This is a genomic window from Streptomyces sp. NPDC025618 (genome assembly GCF_055558795.1).
In genome coordinates this window covers 30,628-49,607 of sequence record NZ_JBVHLW010000043.1, presented here as the reverse complement: position 1 = coordinate 49,607, position 18,980 = coordinate 30,628, and the positions used below count along the sequence as shown (strand labels likewise).

At 67.9% G+C, this 18,980-nt stretch carries 22 protein-coding genes and 2 pseudogenes; 13 read left to right on the top strand and 11 right to left on the bottom strand.

Features of this window, described 5'->3' with window-relative positions; genetic code table 11:
* Positions 1-114: 114 nt before the first annotated feature.
* The 3 genes from ACZ4A5_RS26775 to ACZ4A5_RS26765 form a co-directional block, all read right to left on the bottom strand.
* A complete protein-coding gene (locus ACZ4A5_RS26775; protein ID WP_467589429.1) occupies positions 115-858 on the bottom strand; it encodes a hypothetical protein in 744 nt (247 codons plus the stop codon).
* Positions 859-893: 35 nt separating this feature from the next.
* Complete coding sequence (locus ACZ4A5_RS26770) at positions 894-1,886, bottom strand: aromatic ring-hydroxylating oxygenase subunit alpha (protein WP_467589426.1); 993 nt, start codon at positions 1,884-1,886, stop codon at positions 894-896.
* 829 nt (positions 1,887-2,715) lie between these two features.
* A complete protein-coding gene (locus ACZ4A5_RS26765) occupies positions 2,716-2,961 on the bottom strand; it encodes a hypothetical protein (RefSeq protein WP_467589435.1) in 246 nt (81 codons plus the stop codon).
* On the opposite strand from ACZ4A5_RS26765, the gene ACZ4A5_RS26760 reads away from it, so the two are divergent.
* On the top strand, positions 2,870-3,217 hold the full coding sequence (locus ACZ4A5_RS26760) for a hypothetical protein (protein WP_467589438.1): 348 nt from the start codon (positions 2,870-2,872) through the stop codon (positions 3,215-3,217). The genes ACZ4A5_RS26765 and ACZ4A5_RS26760 overlap by 92 nt on opposite strands.
* Positions 3,218-3,224: 7 nt before the next feature.
* On the opposite strand, the gene ACZ4A5_RS26755 is transcribed toward ACZ4A5_RS26760, so the two are convergent.
* From ACZ4A5_RS26755 to ACZ4A5_RS26740, 4 genes and pseudogenes are all read right to left on the bottom strand, one after another.
* Entirely contained in the window at positions 3,225-4,358 is a 1,134-nt protein-coding gene (locus ACZ4A5_RS26755; protein ID WP_467589423.1) for an IS630 family transposase, read from the bottom strand.
* A gap of 36 nt (positions 4,359-4,394) precedes the next feature.
* Positions 4,395-4,727 carry a glyoxalase superfamily protein gene (locus ACZ4A5_RS26750; RefSeq protein WP_467589420.1) on the bottom strand — a complete coding sequence of 111 codons (333 nt, stop codon included), beginning with the start codon at positions 4,725-4,727 and terminating at the stop codon, positions 4,395-4,397.
* An 81-nt stretch (positions 4,728-4,808) separates the two neighbouring features.
* Positions 4,809-5,340, bottom strand: a pseudogene (locus tag ACZ4A5_RS26745) (transposase family protein); the annotation flags it as partial.
* Between the two features lie 46 nt (positions 5,341-5,386).
* Positions 5,387-5,713, bottom strand: a complete 327-nt coding sequence (locus ACZ4A5_RS26740) for a TfoX/Sxy family protein (RefSeq protein WP_467589417.1) — start codon at positions 5,711-5,713, stop codon at positions 5,387-5,389.
* Positions 5,714-5,861: 148 nt separating this feature from the next.
* On the opposite strand from ACZ4A5_RS26740, the gene ACZ4A5_RS26735 reads away from it, so the two are divergent.
* From ACZ4A5_RS26735 to ACZ4A5_RS26715, 5 genes and pseudogenes are all read left to right on the top strand, one after another.
* The gene (locus ACZ4A5_RS26735; protein ID WP_467589413.1) at positions 5,862-6,263 is read left to right on the top strand and encodes a VOC family protein; all 402 of its coding nucleotides are present in this window, start codon (positions 5,862-5,864) and stop codon (positions 6,261-6,263) included.
* A 152-nt stretch (positions 6,264-6,415) separates the two neighbouring features.
* Positions 6,416-6,823: a VOC family protein gene (locus ACZ4A5_RS26730; protein WP_467589408.1), complete on the top strand. Its 408-nt coding sequence runs from the start codon at positions 6,416-6,418 to the stop codon at positions 6,821-6,823.
* Between the two features lie 38 nt (positions 6,824-6,861).
* A complete protein-coding gene (locus ACZ4A5_RS26725) occupies positions 6,862-7,236 on the top strand; it encodes an ester cyclase (RefSeq protein WP_467589404.1) in 375 nt (124 codons plus the stop codon).
* A 249-nt stretch (positions 7,237-7,485) separates the two neighbouring features.
* Positions 7,486-7,911, top strand: coding sequence for an MmcQ/YjbR family DNA-binding protein (locus ACZ4A5_RS26720; protein WP_467589401.1), 426 nt, complete (start codon positions 7,486-7,488; stop codon positions 7,909-7,911).
* A 201-nt stretch (positions 7,912-8,112) separates the two neighbouring features.
* Positions 8,113-8,433: pseudogene (locus ACZ4A5_RS26715) on the top strand (pyridoxamine 5'-phosphate oxidase family protein); the annotation flags it as partial.
* Between the two features lie 194 nt (positions 8,434-8,627).
* Here the strand turns inward: ACZ4A5_RS26715 and ACZ4A5_RS26710 are convergent.
* Entirely contained in the window at positions 8,628-9,479 is an 852-nt protein-coding gene (locus ACZ4A5_RS26710) for a DUF5655 domain-containing protein (RefSeq protein WP_467589398.1), read from the bottom strand.
* Positions 9,480-10,005: 526 nt separating this feature from the next.
* Between ACZ4A5_RS26710 and ACZ4A5_RS26705 the strand changes: the two genes are divergently transcribed.
* The 6 genes from ACZ4A5_RS26705 to ACZ4A5_RS26680 all read left to right on the top strand — a co-directional run bounded on the left by ACZ4A5_RS26705 (position 10,006) and on the right by ACZ4A5_RS26680 (position 15,488).
* Positions 10,006-10,557, top strand: a complete 552-nt coding sequence (locus tag ACZ4A5_RS26705) for a methyltransferase domain-containing protein (RefSeq protein ID WP_467589395.1) — start codon at positions 10,006-10,008, stop codon at positions 10,555-10,557.
* Positions 10,558-10,848: 291 nt separating this feature from the next.
* Entirely contained in the window at positions 10,849-11,250 is a 402-nt protein-coding gene (locus ACZ4A5_RS26700; RefSeq protein ID WP_467589392.1) for a hypothetical protein, read from the top strand.
* 363 nt (positions 11,251-11,613) lie between these two features.
* A complete protein-coding gene (locus ACZ4A5_RS26695; RefSeq protein ID WP_467589432.1) occupies positions 11,614-13,497 on the top strand; it encodes a PAS domain S-box protein in 1,884 nt (627 codons plus the stop codon).
* Between the two features lie 316 nt (positions 13,498-13,813).
* Positions 13,814-14,245, top strand: a complete 432-nt coding sequence (locus ACZ4A5_RS26690; RefSeq protein ID WP_467589389.1) for a tyrosinase family oxidase copper chaperone — start codon at positions 13,814-13,816, stop codon at positions 14,243-14,245.
* Between the two features lie 42 nt (positions 14,246-14,287).
* Positions 14,288-15,115 carry a tyrosinase MelC2 gene (gene melC2 / locus ACZ4A5_RS26685; protein ID WP_467589386.1) on the top strand — a complete coding sequence of 276 codons (828 nt, stop codon included), beginning with the start codon at positions 14,288-14,290 and terminating at the stop codon, positions 15,113-15,115.
* A 73-nt stretch (positions 15,116-15,188) separates the two neighbouring features.
* A complete protein-coding gene (locus ACZ4A5_RS26680; protein ID WP_467589382.1) occupies positions 15,189-15,488 on the top strand; it encodes a hypothetical protein in 300 nt (99 codons plus the stop codon).
* A gap of 103 nt (positions 15,489-15,591) precedes the next feature.
* On the opposite strand, the gene ACZ4A5_RS26675 is transcribed toward ACZ4A5_RS26680, so the two are convergent.
* The 3 genes from ACZ4A5_RS26675 to ACZ4A5_RS26665 all read right to left on the bottom strand — a co-directional run bounded on the left by ACZ4A5_RS26675 (position 15,592) and on the right by ACZ4A5_RS26665 (position 18,404).
* On the bottom strand, positions 15,592-15,945 hold the full coding sequence (locus ACZ4A5_RS26675) for an SH3 domain-containing protein (protein WP_467589379.1): 354 nt from the start codon (positions 15,943-15,945) through the stop codon (positions 15,592-15,594).
* Between the two features lie 183 nt (positions 15,946-16,128).
* Positions 16,129-17,178: a questin oxidase family protein gene (locus ACZ4A5_RS26670; protein WP_467589376.1), complete on the bottom strand. Its 1,050-nt coding sequence runs from the start codon at positions 17,176-17,178 to the stop codon at positions 16,129-16,131.
* A gap of 116 nt (positions 17,179-17,294) precedes the next feature.
* Positions 17,295-18,404, bottom strand: a complete 1,110-nt coding sequence (locus ACZ4A5_RS26665) for an alkene reductase (protein ID WP_467589373.1) — start codon at positions 18,402-18,404, stop codon at positions 17,295-17,297.
* An 80-nt stretch (positions 18,405-18,484) separates the two neighbouring features.
* Here ACZ4A5_RS26665 and ACZ4A5_RS26660 point away from each other — a divergent pair, with 80 nt between their 5' ends.
* Positions 18,485-18,871: a MerR family transcriptional regulator gene (locus tag ACZ4A5_RS26660; RefSeq protein WP_467589369.1), complete on the top strand. Its 387-nt coding sequence runs from the start codon at positions 18,485-18,487 to the stop codon at positions 18,869-18,871.
* Positions 18,872-18,980 lie beyond the last annotated feature (109 nt).

The following is an 18,980-nucleotide window of genomic DNA, read 5'->3' as shown; positions in this document are numbered from 1 at the left end:
TGAGTTGCCTGCGCGTCACACCCGACGTCCTACCAGGTTCCGCCCCCGGACGGAGGCAGAACCCGAGATTGATCACGACCTCACACAGTCCCTAGGGGCCTACGCCGGGGCTCGTCAGCCCGGCATGGGCTCTTTTTTGCGGAGCAGGACCACTGCCGCAGCGATCATCCAGATGTAGGTGGCCCCAAGGGGGATCAGGAACTGCAAGGTCGATCCTGGGGACCACAGGCCGCGGTAGACGAACGCGCAGCCAAGCGAGGCTGCGTTGGCTACAACGACGGCGATGGCACCCTGCTCTCCGAGCTTGCGGGGCAGAAGGGGGCGTGATCGGTTCGCCCGGGCGATGGCAGTGAAGGTGAGTGCCATGGGTACCGCGCCGGACGCAAGGAACGTGTTCAGCATGTCCCAGCACAGCGTGATCAGCTTGAAGTCGGACGGATCGGCCCCGAAAGACGGGTACCCCCGCCCGATCAGGACCATGAGCAGCGTCACGGCGGAGACAGCCGCCCAGATCGCGAGGTAACTGCCCATGGCGCCGACCACCACGTTCCGCAGCGCGGCTGTTGCGCCGCCACACTGCTCGTATGCCCCGATGAGCAGCACGAAGAACAGGAAGACCGCAGCTCCGTACGCGATGGTCACGATCGACTGGATTTCCCCGATGTGATGGTGAAAGAGGTAGTCCAGGTACTCCTGGCCGTGCAGGTTGTCATCTGGATAGGGGAACGTAGGGGAGAAGAATACGAGCGCGGACATGAGGACGATGGGGATGAATCCGATCAAGCCGATCGTTCGCAGATCGCGAGGGCCATTCCGGCTGCTCGCGGCGTGTTCACTGTGCGCTGTGTCCGTTTTCATGTGAGCACCTTCGCTTCATCAAGCCCCCGGGGCATTCAACGCCGGTCTTCAGAGCGCGCGTCGACGTGGTCAGCCTTGCCAGGGACGCGTGTGACGGCAGGTGGAGGCTCACCAGCCGGCAACGGAGGGTAGAACTGGGACGCCCAGTGGCGGAAGTGACCTACCGGACCGTCTTTGTCATTGAGCCGAGGGTGCGGCACATACCGCTTGTGACGCCAGATAGGGAAGTCCTCGGTGACGATCGGCCAGAACGCCGCTACCGCACAGCGGCCCAGCAGCCTCGATAGCACCTTGGAGCGCCGGGAAGGCGCCGGGCGCCGCTTTCCGTTCCGCGTCCGGCCTGTGCCCATGGCCAGCCAGAGGCGGATACGCCATGGGCCGATGGGGGTAGCGAGAGTCCAGTTGTCCACGTAGATGTTCCAGGGAAGGTGCGCACGGACATACACGGCCCCGGGGCCGATGAGCTGAAAGGCGCTGGTTTTGGAGAAGCTCCCAAACCCGAAAGTCTTGACGCGCAAGCGGACATGGACCGAATAGAACGGGCCGTCGGCACTGGGAGCCGACTCCTCTTCCGCGCCCATGTCGTGCAGCGCGGCGATATGCCCGTAGTCGACCGTGTTCTCTGCGACTTCCTGCGGATGGCCCACCAGGTCGATCGCCCGCTGGGCGAGCACCTCGTCACTCGGCAAGTCCGGCAGTTCCCAGGTGGGCGGCGTCCGGTCGTGTGCGTGCCAGACCCAGATGATCCCGTACCGCTCCCGGACGTGCAGCGTGGTCAAGGTGGCCCTGGGCGGCGTGCCGTAGGGCGTGACGGTACAGTTCCCGTCCGGCCCGAAGCCGAATTTATGGAAGGGACAGATAATGTTCTCGCCGTCGATCCGGCCGGATCCCAGATGCGCTCCCAGGTGGGGGCAGTACGGCTCGACGGCACGGAGAACCCCCTTCTTGGTTCGGTAGACGACGATTTCCCCGTCCATGAACGGCTTGGTCAGGATGGTGCCCGCCTTCCACTCCGTGGCGAGCCCCACGCAGAACCATCCGTTGGGGTGCGGCAGTGCGGGCGGTGACACGTCGTCTCCGGGCCGGAGCCGAAGTCCACGGAACTGGCGTACCTTCATAATTCCTGACCTCCAGCGGAGGACTGTCACCCTTGCGGATGTGACTCGGACGCTGCATGGATGGCAGGTGACGGTGAAGCGCAAGGGTTCTCACCCAGGTTAGTTTTGACTGGTTCTGAGAAGTTGAGGGAACACCGTCCCGGTGAGAGATCGGATACCGTAACCCGATGGCCCGCCCGCACCCGCCGGGAACGACGCCGCCCGGCTCGGCACCACCGCCCCGTCAGGACGCCGGATCTCGGTAGCCACCCACACCTCCCCCGGGAACCAGAACAGGCCCACACCCAGCAACGGGAAGAGAAAGGAAAGCGAAATAGTCCACGATGGCCTGGCCTTCACCGCGCTGCAAGCACAGGCAGTACAAGAGGGGAAGCGATCGCCGGGAGCCCCGACGACCGGGAGACCCCGCCATACGAAGCCGGCTGAGGGGATACGGTCACCGAACGCGTGACAGGGCTGTGGTGAGGACACCCGTACCGAGGGAAATCCTGCGGATCACCGCACGACACTCCACCAGCACGGGAACACTCGAAGGGCGGGAATCCGGGGCACCGCCTTCCCTTTCATAGTTGAGCTCTGTACCAAGGGTGAGGAAGGCGCATACCGCCAGCGCCCAATAGACATACAAGCGCCGTCAACGCACCACCGCGCACCCCCGTTGGTACAGCAGTGCATCTCCGCGACGCCACCCGACGAGGCACAGCACCCGGTCAGGTCGCAGCCTGCCTGACGTCGAGGTTCAGGGCGGGATCGTAGGGGCTGGGCGGGGTATGGAGGCCGTCGGCGTCGTAGTCGCCGAAGCACAGGACGTTCGCCCTGCGCTGGGGACTGACGACGGCGAGGTCCTCGGGACGCACGTTCCCCCAGCAGTCATCTCCCGCAGCACGCTGGTCATGTCGACGGCGGTGGGGAAGATCACCGAGGAGGCGACCAGGCCGAGGAACTTGACCGCCTTCTCCTGCTGTTCAGGATCACGGGAAGACAGCAGGCCATGGTCAGCGAAGGCCGGCCATCTGTGGGCGATCGGCCACACCACCACGACGGCCGCCGTCCTCCAGCAGGACGGCACGATCCTCGCCGACGCCCTCAGAGAAGGGCTGGCCGAGGCCAAGGCGAAACTCGCAGGGATCCAGCGGAGTATCGAGGGCGGCTCTTACGACGCCAGGAGCTACGGGCTCGCGCAGGAGATGCACGAGAGGCAGGTCATCGGCCTCAGCTGCAAGCCCGACCACATCCGCTAGTGCCGTATCAGGCGACGTTTGCCCTGTCGACGACAGCTCGTAAGCGCCGGTCGTCGGCGTGGCGGTTTCGCCAGATGATGTAGCGGCGGATCATGCTGCCCTGGTCCTTGTGGTTGGCGTGGTCGGTGCCGTCGAGGGTGAAGTAGCGCAGGGCGGTGAACTGGGCTTCGATGCGGTTGAGCCAGGAGGAGTTTGTCGGGGTGTAGGCGATCTCGACGTTGTTCGCTGCCGACCAGGTGCCGACCCGCTGGCACTTCTTCGTGGTCAGGTGCGGGGAGAAGTTGTCGCAGACGATCGCGATGCGGACCGTCGGTGGGTAAAGGCGGCGCAGGTAGCGGCAGAACTCCAGAAACTGAGTGCGCCGCTTGACCGGTTTGATGTGGCCGTAGCGCTTGTCTTTGGCCAGGTCGAGGGCTGCGAACAGGTGCCGTACTCCGCCGTTGCGGTTGTAGGTCGCCCGCCGCCGTCGGCGCGGTTCGCGGTCGGGGTCCTTGTGTGTGCCGCCGCGCTCGGCCCACTGCCGGCCTGGGTGGGGCATCAGGTTGAGCGGGCCGAACTCGTCCATGCAGAAGACGACGTCGGGCTCACCGTCCTCGGGTATGATCTCTCCTTCGGCGATCGCGTAGAGGTGCTCGACCCGGGCCTTCTTGGCCGCGTAGTCGGGGTCACGAGAGGTCTTCCAGGTCTTCAGGCGTTGAAAGGAGACGCCTTCCTCGCGGAGCAGGATGCGCAGGCCCTCGTGGCTGATGTCGTCGACCACCCCCTCGGCGACCAGGAAGTCCGCCAGTTTGGTCAGACTCCAGGTCGAGAACGGCAGGTCATGCTCGGTCGGCTTGGACTTGGCGATCTTCTTGATCTCACGCCGCTCGGCCAGCGTGAACGTCTTCGGGCGGCCGCCGGAGTACTTCGGATACAGCGAGCCGAAGCCGTCGGCATTGAAGTTGTGGATCACATCGCGGACCCGGTCGGCGCTGGTGAACGACACCTCGGCGATCCTCGCCACCGGCATGCCCTGCGCGGACAGCAACACCATCTGAGCCCGCCGCCAGGTCACCACCGACCCGGTACCCCTGCGGACGATCCGCAGCAGCCGTTGCCCTTCGTCGTCATCGATCCCACGAACTCGCACGCGTTCCGCCACCGCAGCAGTCTCGCTGCCGGACGCTCCCCGCGGGAGTCACTGCGTTGGGGTCCCCACCCGCAGGCGGTTGCCGTCAGGATCGCGAAGCTCGATCTCGCGCGCCCACGGAACGTCCTTCACGGGTACACCGAATTCGGCGGCGACGGCATCGACGTCACTCACGCGTAGATACACCAACGTATCGGGACGGGCGTCTCCTTGATGCTCCGACAAGAACAACCGCACTGGGCCACGTGCAACCTCGACGAAGGCAGGGAGCCCCGGCTCGAAGTGGTGCTCCCACTGCTTGGTGAAGCCCAGGCGCTCGTACCAACCCACCGTCGCAGCAGCGTCCTCGACCCGAAGGATCGGAATAACTTCCTCGTCCATGAGCCCATGATCTCAGACGGCTCTACGAGGCGAACGTTGCTTGACCCGGCACTAGGACACGTCCACGGGCTGTCCAGTGGGTCACGAGCGAAGCCAGAAGCGGAGGACAGCCACGGTCACTGTGTCGTTGCGACGCTTGTAGGTCTCCTTGTCGGGCCGGTGGGCCCGGCCGCCTGCGCTGCCGCGGCGCGTGCGGTCGGCCCGCTGGTTCTCGCGCCCGCCACTGATGCGCTTGATCTGCCGACGCCGCAGGTACCGGCAGTTCCGGTGGGACGAGTACGCGATGCCCCCGCCCAGGTGATCGGGGCGAGTACGCGGATGCCCGCCGACCGGGCGCGGGGCACAGAGACATTCCAGGACCGGAGATCAGGTGCGGGGCATCGCCCCACGGCCTGGTGTGATGAACACGAGCGGACGCCTACCGCCCTCCCCGCCAGGTGAATCCTGCAGGCAGGACCGCCACGGGAACATCCCAGGGCCTCACCCGAACGATACTGAGCGGGCCGGCAGCGTCATCCAGAGATACGCGGCGTGTCAGCGCATGCGCCAGCGTCGCGTCCACGCTGACTATGCAACCGTCGGTCCGGCCTTCCGTATCGGCATCGGCCTGGATACCCCACGTCCGTTACCTCCGCCCTGGTGCGGCGGTCACGCAGGGGTTACTTCGGTGGAAGCGCGGCAGCGGCTTTCCGGCCCAGGTGCAGCCAGTCGTCCAGGACGTCGTCGTCGAGGACCTCCCCCGCCACCAGCACCCACCCCTTCGAGATGCGGCCGCGGAACTCGTACGGCCGCGCGCCGGGCTCGGCGAGTGCCTGTGGGGTGTCGTCCGGGGTGACCCGCACCAGCAGGTCGTCGTCAACCACACCGACCGCCGTATTCCCCCGCACCATGAAGACGAGCCCGCCGAACATCTTCTTCGCGACGACCGCGTCGGTCTCCTCCAGCAGCTCCCGCACCCGCTCCGCCAGCACCTCGTCATACGCCATGGCCCTCACGCTACCCACGCGTCACGGCGCCCGCCCCCGCAACCCCCACCACGAGCCATATAGGACATTCCTTGCCCTACATGCTCGTTACGGTCGGTTCGAGAGGGCGGAAGCCGCCCCGGACACCCCCCACCGGAGGAGGAGCCCCATGACCGGCACACACGGCGACAGCAGTGCGCTGAGCGGCAAAATCCTGTCGCACGCGATCTGGGCCCAGGACGGACGCCGGCTCGCGGAGTTCTACGCCGCCGCCCTCGGCACCCAGGTCTCCGAGCCGTACCGGGACGAGGACGGCAACCCGGCCGCCTTCCCCGTGTGGGTCGGCGACATGATGTACGTCTTCTGGTCCGCCACGTCGTTCAAGGCCCCCACCTGGCCCCAGGACGAACTTCCCTTCCATATGGACATCAGGTTCGACGACGTCGAGGCGGCGGAGAAGCGGCTCCTGGAACTGGGCGCCACCAAGCCCGCCCACCAGCCGGGCGGCGACCACTGGACCGTCCTGCTCGACCCCTCCGGCCAACCCTTCTGCATCAGCGGCACCCACTGACGACCCAGCCCGTGCCCCAGCCGCTCACAGCGGCTGATCTCACCAGGACGGCCGCCCCGGAGTGCACCTCCGCCCCCACCGGCGGAGAAAGGAACCGCGAGGTACCCCTGCTCGCACCCTGGTGAAGGCCGCACCCCGATCATGGAGGATTCATGCCGTTCGCTCCCTGCCTGAGTGTCAAGGACACCGCGGCCAGCATCGCGTTCTACAAGCAGCTCGGCTTCGACGTCGATTCCAGTACCGCCCGCCCCGGCGACGACATCCACATGCTCCTCTACCAGGGTGGGTTCTGCGCCATGCTCTACAGCAACGCCGACCTGAAGAACTGGCTGCCCAGCCTGGCCGACACCCCCATCGGCTTCGCCGGCATGTTCTACCTGGGCGTGGACGACTTCGACGGCGCCCACACCCGCATCTCCCAGCACGCCGAGATCATCAAGGACACCGACACGGACCACACCGGCCAGCGCATGTTCTACTTCCGCGACCCCGACGGCTACGTCGTCGGCATCAACGACCAGGCCGCCTTCCAGGCCAGCGACCTCGGCAAATACGCCTGAGGCGGGTTCCGGACAACCGAAAGACAAAGACAACAGCCATGAACAGCGACACGTTCGTCCACGCGTGGGCGAACGCCTACAACGACCAGGACTTCCACCGGTTCGGTGAGCTGTACACCGACGACACCACCTACGAGTGCGGGCCCTTCGGGCTCGCCTTCACCGGCCGGGACCCCTTCGTGCACCACCTTCAGGAATACGCCGGTGCCGTCCCCGACCGGAAGTTCACCATCAAGCGGATCATCGCCGACGGGGACACCATCGCCGTCGAATTCGACTTCGCGGGAACCAGCTCCGGGACACACCCCGGCCTGCCCCCGGCGGGAGAGCTGGTCACCGCCCGCTTCTGCTCAATCCTCCAGCTGCGCGAGGGCCGCATCGCCTCGCAGACCGACTACCTCGGCGGACAGTGACCTCCCTCTAGAGGCACAGACGCGGTTCCAGGTGCCCGCAGGCCCGTAACCCCGGTCGTTGATCACCACGGGCCGGGAAACCGGCCATGGCCAGGCACCTCCAGGATTCCCCCGGCTCAAAGCGGAGTCCGGCGAGGGGCCGGCGCGGTCCGGAGGCCCCCGTTCGGCGGCCTCACCCGCGGAAGCACCCGGCCGTGTGCCGGCGTACGGCCCGCCCGATCGTCACCCCCGCATGAAGGACAGCACCGAATGAACCCCGACGACGTCGCGGCCTACGCCCTGGACCTGCCCGAGGTCACTGAGGAAGAGCCATGGGGCCCGCACCGGCCCGTCTACAAGACCGGCGGCAAGATCTTCGCCACCCTGGCAGCAGCCAACACCTCCCAGCCCGACCGGCTGAGCGTGAAGTGCGAATCCGCCCTCGCCCTGCACCTGTACGAGCAGTACCCCGCGGTACGCCCCGGGTATGGATACCAGGGCCCCCGGTGGCACTGGATCACCGTGCACCTGGACGGCACGGTCCCCGACGAGGAACTCGCCGAAATGATCAGCCACTCCTGGCACTGCGTGGTCGACGCCCTGCCCCGCACCACCCGCGACCGACTGCACAGGCTCCACCGCAATCAGACCCAACCCCCTGCACAGGGTCGGGCGGGCGGACCGGCACCGCCGTAACCGTTCGACAGACGCACCCGCTGGCACACGGGTCATACCGCCCGGTGGCGCTCAGCAAAGGCCGTGCTCACCACCACCAGCCCCAAATGCCGGAAAGTGGCTGCTTACGAGCCTGACGCACGAGAGACGGCACTGAAGCAATGAGCAAAATACTGAAGCACTCACTGAAGTCTTGCCTGAAACACTGAAGCATTGAGCGACTCTCCGCACCTTGTGCCCGTGGGCGTGACTTACGACCCCGAGAGCAGAATCGCTCGCGTCATCAGCGACGGCGGCAGCAAGAAGGTCCGCAACGTCCGCGCCGTCGGCCCCGGCGTGCGAGTGGCGGTAAGCCAGGCCGAAGGGCGCCGTTGGTGCACCCTTGAAGGCACCGCGGTCATCAAGGACGACCCCGAATCCGTGGCCGAGGCAGAACGACGCTACACCCAGCGCTACAAGCCCCCGCGCGTCAATCCAAACCGAGTCGTCATCGAGATCACCATCACCCGCGCAATGGGCACCGCCAAACCGTCCGGCTGGTAATACGGCCGCACCGTACTCAAGTCCAGCGCTTATAGCAGGGGATCCCCGGTTAGCGAAACCGGGGATCCACGACACCATAGGAAATCCACCGCCAGTCCATGACCGCCGCGTCGAGAGGCCCCAGCGAGACCGAACCGCCAACTCCAGATGCCGTCGCCCCGCCACCAGGGCACAGGCCAAGCACCCGCCTGTGCCTACGCCGCGGTGTAGCTGAGCCGGAACAGGTCCTGGGCGCGCTCCAGGTCGCGGTCCGTTCGCAGCCGTATCTCCAGGTCGCCGGTCCCGTGGTGGCCGAGCGCCGTGACGTCCCGGGTGAAGCCGGGGACGAGGTCGGCCTCCTTGGGGTTGACCTTGAGGTAGACGAGCAGCTTGTTCTTCTGCGGCGGGCAGACGCAGGCGAAGTTCCGCAGGCGCTGGTACGCGCGGTAGGTCTTGCGCTGGACCTTGGTGATGTCGTTACCGAGCCCGAGCAGAACCTGGTCGGCCTCCGCGAACAACTCCTCCATCGCCGCACCGGCCACACGGGCACCGAGTCCCGGCGTCTCGCTCCTCCGGCGGGTGCGCGGCGCCGCCGTCTGGGCGGCGACGGAGGCGACGGTCTCCAGGCCGAAGTGGTCGTCGCCGAAGAAGCGGTAGCGGACCAGGTCGATGCTGCGCTGGTGCTCGCGGACGGCATGAACGTCGTAACGGGTGAAGTTACCGGCGACGCAGATCAGCCTGGGCGCGCTCCACAGCACTTGGTCCGCGACCGCTGCCCCGAGCCGGTCGCGGACCAGGTGCCCGAACTCCGCCTTGTGATCCGTCAGCCACGACAGGTAAAAGAGCCCCTGGTTGATCACGCCGGCATCCGTCGCGCGCTTGAACTCGATGACCACTGGGGCGCCGTTCTCGTCGATCCCGAGGGTGTCGATTCGGCCGCCGTGCACGGGACCGGTGCTGTACTCGCTCGCCAAGAACCGCACGCCTAGCATTGTCTCGAGGTTGGCCTCGACAAGGTCCTGTACATCCGCCTCGACCTCGGCAAGACGCGACGCGACCTCCGTCACACAGCCCTTCGTCCGGAACAACCTCACCCCGGCATCCCCTCCCTCAGTTCCACAACGGCAACAACAGGTGTGGGGCAGCTATTTCGAGGCGCCACCGGACGTACGGCCCTGCCCCGTCGTCGTCCCGCCTGGCAACAAGCGCAGCCTCACGACGCCACAGCTGACCTGCCAACCGACTCGCGACGTTGGCCACCTTCCGTCGAACAGGCGACAGCAGCCCGAGGAGCCGAACGAACGGGACCAAGATCCGGACCATTTCCGGACCAGCCTCGTCCCAGAAGCCGCGCACACCAGCATTCTCCCTGGTCAGCACAGTGCGACTCCTGTACCACCAGCAGACCAAGAATTTGCTGGTGAGCTATTCGGCGAAGAAGCTGGGGTTCTTCTAGGGGGCCCATAAAAAGGCGCCTGACCTGGTCTTTTACCAGTCAGGCGCCTTCAGTGCGGCCGAGTCAGAGCAGAGCCCGAGGAACTTTGGCGTAGAAGCGGAAGAGCACCTGGATGCGCTGTCCGGCTCGGCGCGCTCGTGGGGGACGGGCGGCTGGGGCACGCGAGCAGTGCCCCGTTCGACCGGGTCATTGCCACGTGCTCTGTCGGGGAGGTACCCCGGGCGTGGATCGAGCAGACCCGCCCCGGGGGTGTCATCGTGGCGCCCTGGGGGACCGAGTACGGCGGTGAGTACATCGTGCGCCTGGCCGTCGGCGCGGACGGCGTCAGAGGCGTGGCCGCACTCTCCCCCGCAGACATCGGCGGGTGGCTCGAGCCGTTCGTGATCGGGCTGCACGTACCCGGAACGTTCTGGCGGGCCGAGCGGTACGACCACGGCGCGTACACGCTGTGGACGTACAGCACCGACACCCGGTCGTGGGCGTCGGCCGACTACGAGCCCGGTGCGAGTGAGTACATCGTGGCCCAGTCCGGGCCGCGCCGCTTGTGGGACGAGACGGAAGCGGCCTTCCGCTGGTGGGAGGAGAACGGCCGTCCCGGCTTCGACCGCTTCGGGCTCACCGTGGACGGCGACGGGGAACGGGTCTGGCTCGACTCCCCGGACAAGCCGGTACCCCGACCCGGCGCGTAGCTGTTCCCCGTGCGGCCCCGGTCGGCGTCTCCATCAGTGCCGGCCGGGGTCTTTCCCCACAGGCTTACAGGTTTCACCAAAAGGCAGATATCCGTACGACCTCCGAGAAGAGCAATCACCTTCCGGCGATTCACCCTCGATATCAAAGCTCCACCACTCAAAACCTCGGAAGATTCCGAGAGCTCATTCCCCCGCACCTCAGAGGGGAACGACTATCTCCTGAGTTGGCGTCAACTACCCCTCCTGCACTAGAATTTACCCACGTACCGACGCAAAGGAAAGGCGCCGTCCATGGGCACCAAATTCATTGAGGTAGACGAATCCCACAAGGGTCAGCCCGGCGTGGAAGAAGGGGTGAAGACGATCGAGGTCGGTGGTCAGGCGATCACGACGCCGATTTTCGTTCAGCGGATCGACTTCGACGACCTCGCCCCCGAGGTGACGGAAAACCTCACCACCCTCAAGTTCGCCGTGACGGTGACCGAGGAGATGGAGGACCTGACGGGGGAGGTGGACGAGGACGGTTCCCCGGTGACGGAGATCAAGGAGATCCAGGTGCCCAAGTGGCTTGAGGTCGACCTCGGGGCCGAGTCCCTCAAGCGGTACGAAGAGGTCATGTCGCCCTTCCTCGCGGCCGCCCGCGAGACCGAGGCGCCGACCGTGCCCGCGCCGCGCAAGCGCCGGAAGAAGTGACTTCGCGCCCCTCTCCTGCCATCGGGAGAGGGGCTTCGTCGTCCGGCCGAGTGGCTCACCGTGCGGCGGTCCGCCCCGCCGTCCAGGATTCGGAGAGCTCGCGGACCGATCACCGGCGGTCGGAGCCGTCCATATGCGTTCAACTTCCGGCAGTTCTCTCGCCGGAGTGATCGGCTCTGGACATGTGAGCGTCAATCCGTCTGCGTGTATGCGCCAGGGTTACCGAACGCTGCTGAGATCGGACCTCGCGCTTCAAGCCCGCACAGCAGGCAGACGGAGAAGACTCGGTCCATGTCGACGCAGCACATATCTGACGAGCGTGAGGAACCCGATCACGCGCCATGCTCCGAGCGGTTCCACCGGCTGCATCAAGCCAGGGCGACGGAGGACCGGTTCAGGGTGTTCTTGGAGTCGGCTCCGGATGCCATGGTCATCGTGGACGACACCGGAGCGATCCAACTCGTCAACGCCCAGACCGAAGCGGTCTTCGGCTACCGACGCGAAGAACTCCTCGGCCGACCCGTCGAAATCCTCGTACCCCACAGATTCCGAGGCCGGCACGCGGCCCACCGCGACAACTACGCCGGCAACCGACAAGTGCGCCCCATGGGCGCCGGACTCGAACTCTACGGACTCCGCAAAGACGGACACGAATTCCCCGTCGAAATCAGCCTCAGCCCCCTCGAAACACCCGACGGACTCCTCTTCTCCGCAGCCGTCCGCGACGTCAGCGAACGCAAGACCGCCGAGGAGAGGATCAATGAACTCGCGGCGCTTGTCGAGTCGTCCCAGGACGCGATCCTGGTCAAGACCCTCGAAGGCCGCATCACCTACTGGAATACCGCGGCTCAACAGCTCTACGGCTACACCTCCGACGAAGCCGTCGGCCGCCATGTGTCCTTCCTCGTCCCGCCGGAGTACAAGGACGAGGTCGGCGCACTGCTGCAGTGCCTCGGCCGAGGCGAGAAAATCGGGCACTTCGAAGCGGTCCGCATGGCCAGCAACGGCGACCTGCTCGATGTGGACATCACCCTCGGGCCCACCTACGACGCCGGCGGCACGGTGGTCGGCGCCTACGCGATCGTCCGGGACATCAGCGAGCGCAAGCGTGCCGAGGCCGAGCTCACCAGGCTCTACGAGCAACAGCGGCACGTCGCCCTGACGTTGCAGCGCAGCCTGATGGGCACGCCGCCGGAAGTCCCGGGCCTGCACACTGCCAGCCGCTACCTGCCGGCCACCCAGGGCGCGGGGGTCGGCGGGGACTGGTTCGACCTCATCCCCCTGGGCGGCGGACAGGTCGGCATTCTGATCGGTGACGTGATGGGCCGCGGGCTCGAAGCCGCCGCCGTCATGGGGCAGCTGCGCTCGGCCGCCAACGCCCTCGCCCGGACGGGCATGCCGCCCGGCCGGCTCATGCAGGCGCTCGACACCATCGTCGCCGACCTTCCCGACCAGCTGGTCACCTGCTGCTACGTGGTCATAGCCCCGGACGAAGGGAAGATGACCATCTGCTCGGCCGGTCACCTGCCCGTCCTCCTCGCCACCCCGGACCACGACGTCCGGCCTATAGACGTCCCCGTCAGCGTCCCGCTCGGCGTCGGCGACATCCCGCATCGGCAAGCGGTCGTCGATGTGCGTGCCGGGTCCACGCTCGCCCTCTACACCGACGGCCTCGTCGAGACACCTGACACGGACATCGAGCAGCAGATCAGGACACTGGCCTGGGTGTTGCAGACCGCTTTCGAGTCGGCGTGCGGGCTGGAGGCGGCGGCGGACCACGCCCTCGCCACCCTGCTGCCGAACGCCTCGGGCCACAATGACGACGTCACCCTCCTCCTCGTCCAGTTGCCGCCCCCGCCCCTGGCCGCCGCGTCCACCGAGCTGCCGTCGGAGCCCGCCGCAGCCGCGGCGGGCAGGCGGTTCGTCACCGACACCCTCACCACGTGGAACTGTTCCGAAGTGCTCGACGACGCCCGGCTCCTCACCTCGGAAGTCCTCACCAACGCCATCTCCCACGCCGCCGGCCCGATCCGGCTGCGCGTGCGCCGGAACGCCGACACTCTCACCATCGAGGTGACCGACCACAACCCCCAGCCGCCCCAGCTCCGCCTGACGGAGGAGGGGGACGAATCAGGCCGAGGTCTGCTCCTCGTCGACGCTTTGGCGGACAGCTGGGGCACTCGGCCCCTCGACCGGGGAAAGACCATCTGGTTCACGCTCCGGCTTCCGCAGCCCCCCGCTCCGTGAGCCAACCGGTAAGCGGCGGGCTGGGCATTACCCGCTGTCATTCCGACCTGTGACAGGGCGAGTCGGAAATCTTTGACCAACGGCCTGAAATCGGCTCTCCAGGATTCACGGCATGTTGTAAGTTCCTGTCCGTCCCCTGGATGTGGAGCCTTGCGCACCACCACCAATCACCCGGGGGGGATGGACGAGTGATGCCGCGGCCGCGCGACGGTCCCGGACTCGGCGGCATCCTCCTGGCCCTTGACCGGCCCTATGTCAAAACACCCCCCTGCGATCCGAGAGCCGCTTTTCGGGTCATGTCCATCGAGGGGGAAATATGTCGTCGCACCTCAGCCGACGCTCCGTATGTGCCGCGGCTGCCATAGCCGTTCCGGGTATGCGGCCGGGCAGACCCGCTCCGTCCGGCGGGGCGCGGCCCGGCGGCGGCCCGGAGCATGCGGGCCGCGAAGACGGCCGGGCACTCGCGCCCTTTGATCTCGCGCCCTTTGACGAGGTCCACCCCTTTGACGAGGCCTATCTGGGGCGCCACATCGTCGGCCGGGAGACTGCCGCCGGCCATGGCGATCACCATGGCAACACCTTCTCCGTCCTTGTCGACGGCAAGGAACTGCATGTGATGCGCAATGCCGACGGAACCTGGGTGAGCATCCTGAATCACTATGAGCCGTGCACCAGTCCGCACGCGGCGGCCCGTCTCGCCGTCGAGACCCTTCGCGGGGCCGACCTGGTCCCCCTGGTCACCGCCTGATACCCGCCGTCGCCTCACCGCATCGCCGAAGGACACGATCCCATGGCCGTCCGCAAGAACCAGGCAGCCCTCACATCCGGCGAGAAACGCAGCTTCGTCAATGCGTTGCTTGAACTCAAACGCAGCGGCGGTTACGACGAGTTCGTGAGGATTCACAATGAATTCATCATCCGTGACACGGATTTCGGTGACCGCTTCGGCCACCGGGCACCATCTTTCCTGCCCTGGCACCGCTGGTTCCTGATTCTTTTCGAACGCCGATTGCAGGAGCTCGATTCCTCGGTGACCCTCCCCTACTGGGACTGGGCGGCCGACCGTACGGTCATGGCGCCCCTGTGGAACACCGGCTTCCTGGGCGGCAACGGGCGCGACCGCGACGCACAGGTGATGACCGGCCCCTTCGCGTACTCCGCCGGGCAGTGGCCGATCACCGTGAGCACCGATTCCCGGCCCTATCTGCAGAGGGCGTTCGGGGCCGGAGGCCGCCGGCTTCCCACTCCTGCCGAAGTGCGCTCCGTGCTGGCCATGCCGACGTACGACATGCCGCCGTGGAACAGTGCTTCGGAGGGCTTCCGCAACCATCTGGAAGGGTGGCGCGGAGTGAACCTCCACAACCGCGTCCACATTTGGATCGGCGGTCAGATGGCCACCGGCGCGTCACCCAACGACCCGGTGTTCTGGCTGCACCACTCCTACCTCGACAAGCTGTGGGCCGAGTGGCAGCGCGAGCATCCCGCCTCGTCCTACCTCCCCGTCGACAGCACGCCGAACGTCGCGGCACTCCACGACGTCATGCGGCCCTGGGGCGACATCACTCCGGCCGACGTCCTCGATCACACCCGCTTCTACACCTATGACAGGCCCGCTTGACGGCCCAGGCCGCCGGAGCCCGTCCTGCCCACTCACCCGGACCGAGCCCGCGAAGGAGAAGGAAGGCACTGCCATGACATGCACCGCCGGCATCGCCCTGCCCCAGCACACGCACCAGCACGGACCCACGTGCGGCCACGTCGCCGTCCCGCACGGCGACCACACCGACTACGTGCACGGCGGGCAGCTGCACCGCGCCCACGGAGGCCACACCGACGAGTGCGAACTTCCGTCACACGTCACCCACTCCGACCATCCTCACGAGCACCGGTACGGATGCGGTCATGTCGCCGTCCCGCACGGTGATCACGTGGACTACATCCACGACGGGCACCGTCACGCGTCCCATGACGGCCACTGGGACGACCACTGAGCCGTGGCCCACGGGTCTGCCGGTGGAATCCGGCCCTTGAGCCCGTGCGTTGGAACGCCGAACGGCGGCGCCCCCGAGGGAGCGCCGCCGTTCGGCTGCCCGTTCAGGAGCCGCAGAAGGGCGGGATGATGTTCTTGTGGGCCACCCAGCCACGGGCGCCCTTGGACAGGCCGCCCTTGCTCTTCTCCTTCAGCTGGACGTAGTCCCAGCCGCCGGACTTCTTCAGGATGCGGATCGGGTCCCCGAAGTACAGCTGGCCCTGGACCGCGCCCGAAGTGCTCGCCGAGGTGCGCAGCCGAGTGCCGTCGGTGTAGATCATGGCGTTGTCCTCGTGGCACTCCTTGGCAGCCACGGTGGCCCGCGTGGGGGAAGCGGGAGCGGCCTGGGCCGGGACGGCCAGGGCCGCGGTACCGCCGATGACGGCGGCGGCAGTGAGTGCGAGGGATATGCGTCGCACGGTTCCTCCGTTGATCGTTCTCGTGGGGGGTGCGCGATCACCTTAGATGCTGCTCAGGGCGCGTTTGCCGGGGGGTTGCCGCCCACATGCGGGCGAATCGGAGATCACCGGCACATCGGTCGTCCCGCGGCGCGCCTGACCCGGCCTGCCGCCGGTCAGGTGCCCTTCGCGTGGTACCGATCCTCAGTTGTCCGGTGCGATCAGTGCCATGGAGCGTACGGACGCGGTCAGAGCCCGGTCGTCGCCCTCCGGTGTCCAGGAATGCACGTCGCACACCGTGTCCGTCAGTTTGATGACGTGTTCGTCGCCGTGCGCCGCGGCCCGTTCGAAGACTTCCTCCGGGGTGAGCGGGCCGGTTCGCAGCGGCGGCAGCGCTTCGCCGGGGGTGTAGAGGGACGTGATCGCCGCGCTCGCCGCCCAGGCCGCGCCCAGTGAGGGGGACCAGAGCTCGCGGGGCAGGGCGGGCAGGGTGCGCAGGACCGCGTTCGGGGCCGTGGCGGCGTGCACGAGCATGACCGGCTCGCCGTGGGCGCGATCGGCGTAGCGGTGGGCGGCGGCGCGTACGAGTGCGGCCAGTTGGCAGCGGGCCGCGTCCGGGTCCTGGGGGGTGTTGACGGACTCGGCGGCCTTCAGCCAGCCCTCGGTGCCGGGGAGCTGGGCCAGGCCGTTCAGGACGCCGGTCTTCTGGTCGGCGACCGGGGGGAGGGCGGCGAGCGCGTCGGCGGGGGTGGCCGTGCCGACCGGTCGCACGGTCACCGGCAAGGGGGTGTGGCGGGCCGCCCAGTAGCCCAGGGCGTGCGCGAACTCCGCGACGCGCGGCGCCTCTTCCCCGTCGTCGAGGAGGGTGCGGACGGCGTGGCCGACGCGTATGACGGGGTGGGTCGCGGCGCCCGCGATGCCGGGCAGCAGGCGCGGCCACCACTCGGCCAGCACCTCGCGCCAGGGGTGTTCGGCGACCTGCCGCGTCATGTAGGTGGTCCAGTCGGTGACGCGGGACGGATCGCCCAGCGCCTCCCTCCAGTTGGTGCCGGTGATGCGGGTCCGCGCGCTCGGTACGTCCTCGAGCTTGGTGGTGTAGTGGTCGACCCAGCGGTGGACGGTGCCCGCCTGGCCGTTCCTGACCAGGGCCTCGACGGCCATCGGTCCGTGGTTGGCGAGGAATCCCCGGAATTCGGGGCCGGTGGCGTGCAGGCGTTCCAGGGCTTCGTCAAGTGTTCCGCTCGTCGTGTCCATGCTTCGAGGCTAGGTCGGCGCCGGGGCGGGGGTAACGGGCTGCGGATCTACGCCGCTGGTCGTAAGGCCGCCGCGTTCCGGGGCGGGATTCCTCCCGCCCCGGCCGCGGCCCCGGCTCAAGCGCTCTGTCCGGCGGTGGCCAGTGCGGGGTAGTCGGAGTAGCCCGCCTCCCCGCCCACGTACATCAAGTCGCCTTCCCGCACCCGGGCGAGCGGGGCGCCGAGGCGCAGGCGGTCGGCCAGGTCGGGGTTGGCGACGAAGCCGCGTCCCAGAGAGATGAGGTCGGCTCCCGCGGTCAGCAGGCGCTCGCCCGCGGCCCGTCCGGCGTCGTCGGGAAGGGTCGCGCCCAGGCGGGGGTTGGCCATCAGCGTGCCCGTCCAGTTCCGCCGGATCTCCTGGAACAGGGACTGGTCCGGGTCGGCGAAGAGGATGTGCAGGTAGGCGAGGCCGATGTCCGCCACCGCGTCGAGCAGGGCGGGGTAGATGAGGTGGGTCTCCCCCTCGTCGATGCCGTTGACGGTGTTCCCGGGGGAGATCCGCAGGCCCACCCGCTCGGGGCCGATCGCCTCGGCCACGGCACGGACGACCTCCTCGACGAACCGTACACGCTGGGCGGGCTCCCCGCCGTAGGCGTCCGTCCTGTGGTTGGTGTTCGCGGAGAGGAACTGGTGGAGGAGCTGGCCGTTGGCCGAGTGCACCTCGACCCCGGCGAAGCCCGCCGCGACGGCGTTGCGTGCGGCCTGCGCGAAGTCGGCGACGGTCGTCCGTATGTCGTCCGCGGTCATCTCGCGGGGCACCACCGAGGGGCGGCGACCGGCCGGGGTGTGGATCGTCTCCGGGAGCGGCACGGGCGACGGTGCGAGGGGCAGCAGCCCGCTGTTGTCCGGATGACCGACCCGCCCGCCGTGCTGCAGCTGGAGGAACATCCGCCCGCCCCCTGCCCTTACGGCGTCGGTGACCCGCCGCCATCCGGCCACGTGCTCGGGGCGGTGGATCGCGGGGATGTCGGGGTAGGTCTGGCCGACGGCGTTCGGCGTGGTGCCCTCGGCGATGATGAGCCCGGCGGAGGCGCGCTGTGCGTAGTAGGTGGCCATGATGGGCTGCGGCACCCCGTCGGATCCGGCGCGGTTCCTGGTCAGCGGCGCCATGACCAGGCGGTTCGGCAGGTGGAGGGGGCCGAGACGGAAGGGTTCGAAGAGGCGGCCGGCGGTGGCTGTGTTCGTCATGCCCGTACCGTAAAAGCTGACACTGATGGCAGATTCAAGTCCGGCCGGGCCCTCGCCCGGCGGTTACGGGGAGGGCACACATGCGCATCGGGGAACTCGCCGAACGGACGGGTGTGAGCGAACGCTCGCTTCGCTACTACGAGAAGCAGGGCCTGCTGACCGCCGAACGCACCCCCGGCGGCCACCGCGAGTTCGGGGACTGGGCCGTCGAACGCGTCATCCGCGTCCAGGCCCTCTACGCCGCCGGTCTGAACAGCACGAGGATCGGGCGCCTGCTGCCCTGCATGCGGGACGCCGACGGCGGCCCGTCCGAGCGGGCCACCGGCCTGCTGCTGGCCGAACTCGCCGAGGAGCGGCAGCGCATCGACCGCTTGATCGCCGATCTGGTCCGCTCCCGCGAGGTCCTTGACGAGGTCATCGAGTCGGCGTCGGAGGTAGCCGACCGGGAGGCGGGGGTACGGGGCTGAGCGGGTGGCGGGGGGGGGGGGGGGGGGGGGGGGGGGGGGGGGGGGGGGGGGGGGGGAGGGGGGGGGGGGGGGGGGGGGGGGGGGGGGGGGGAGGGGGAGGGGGGAGACC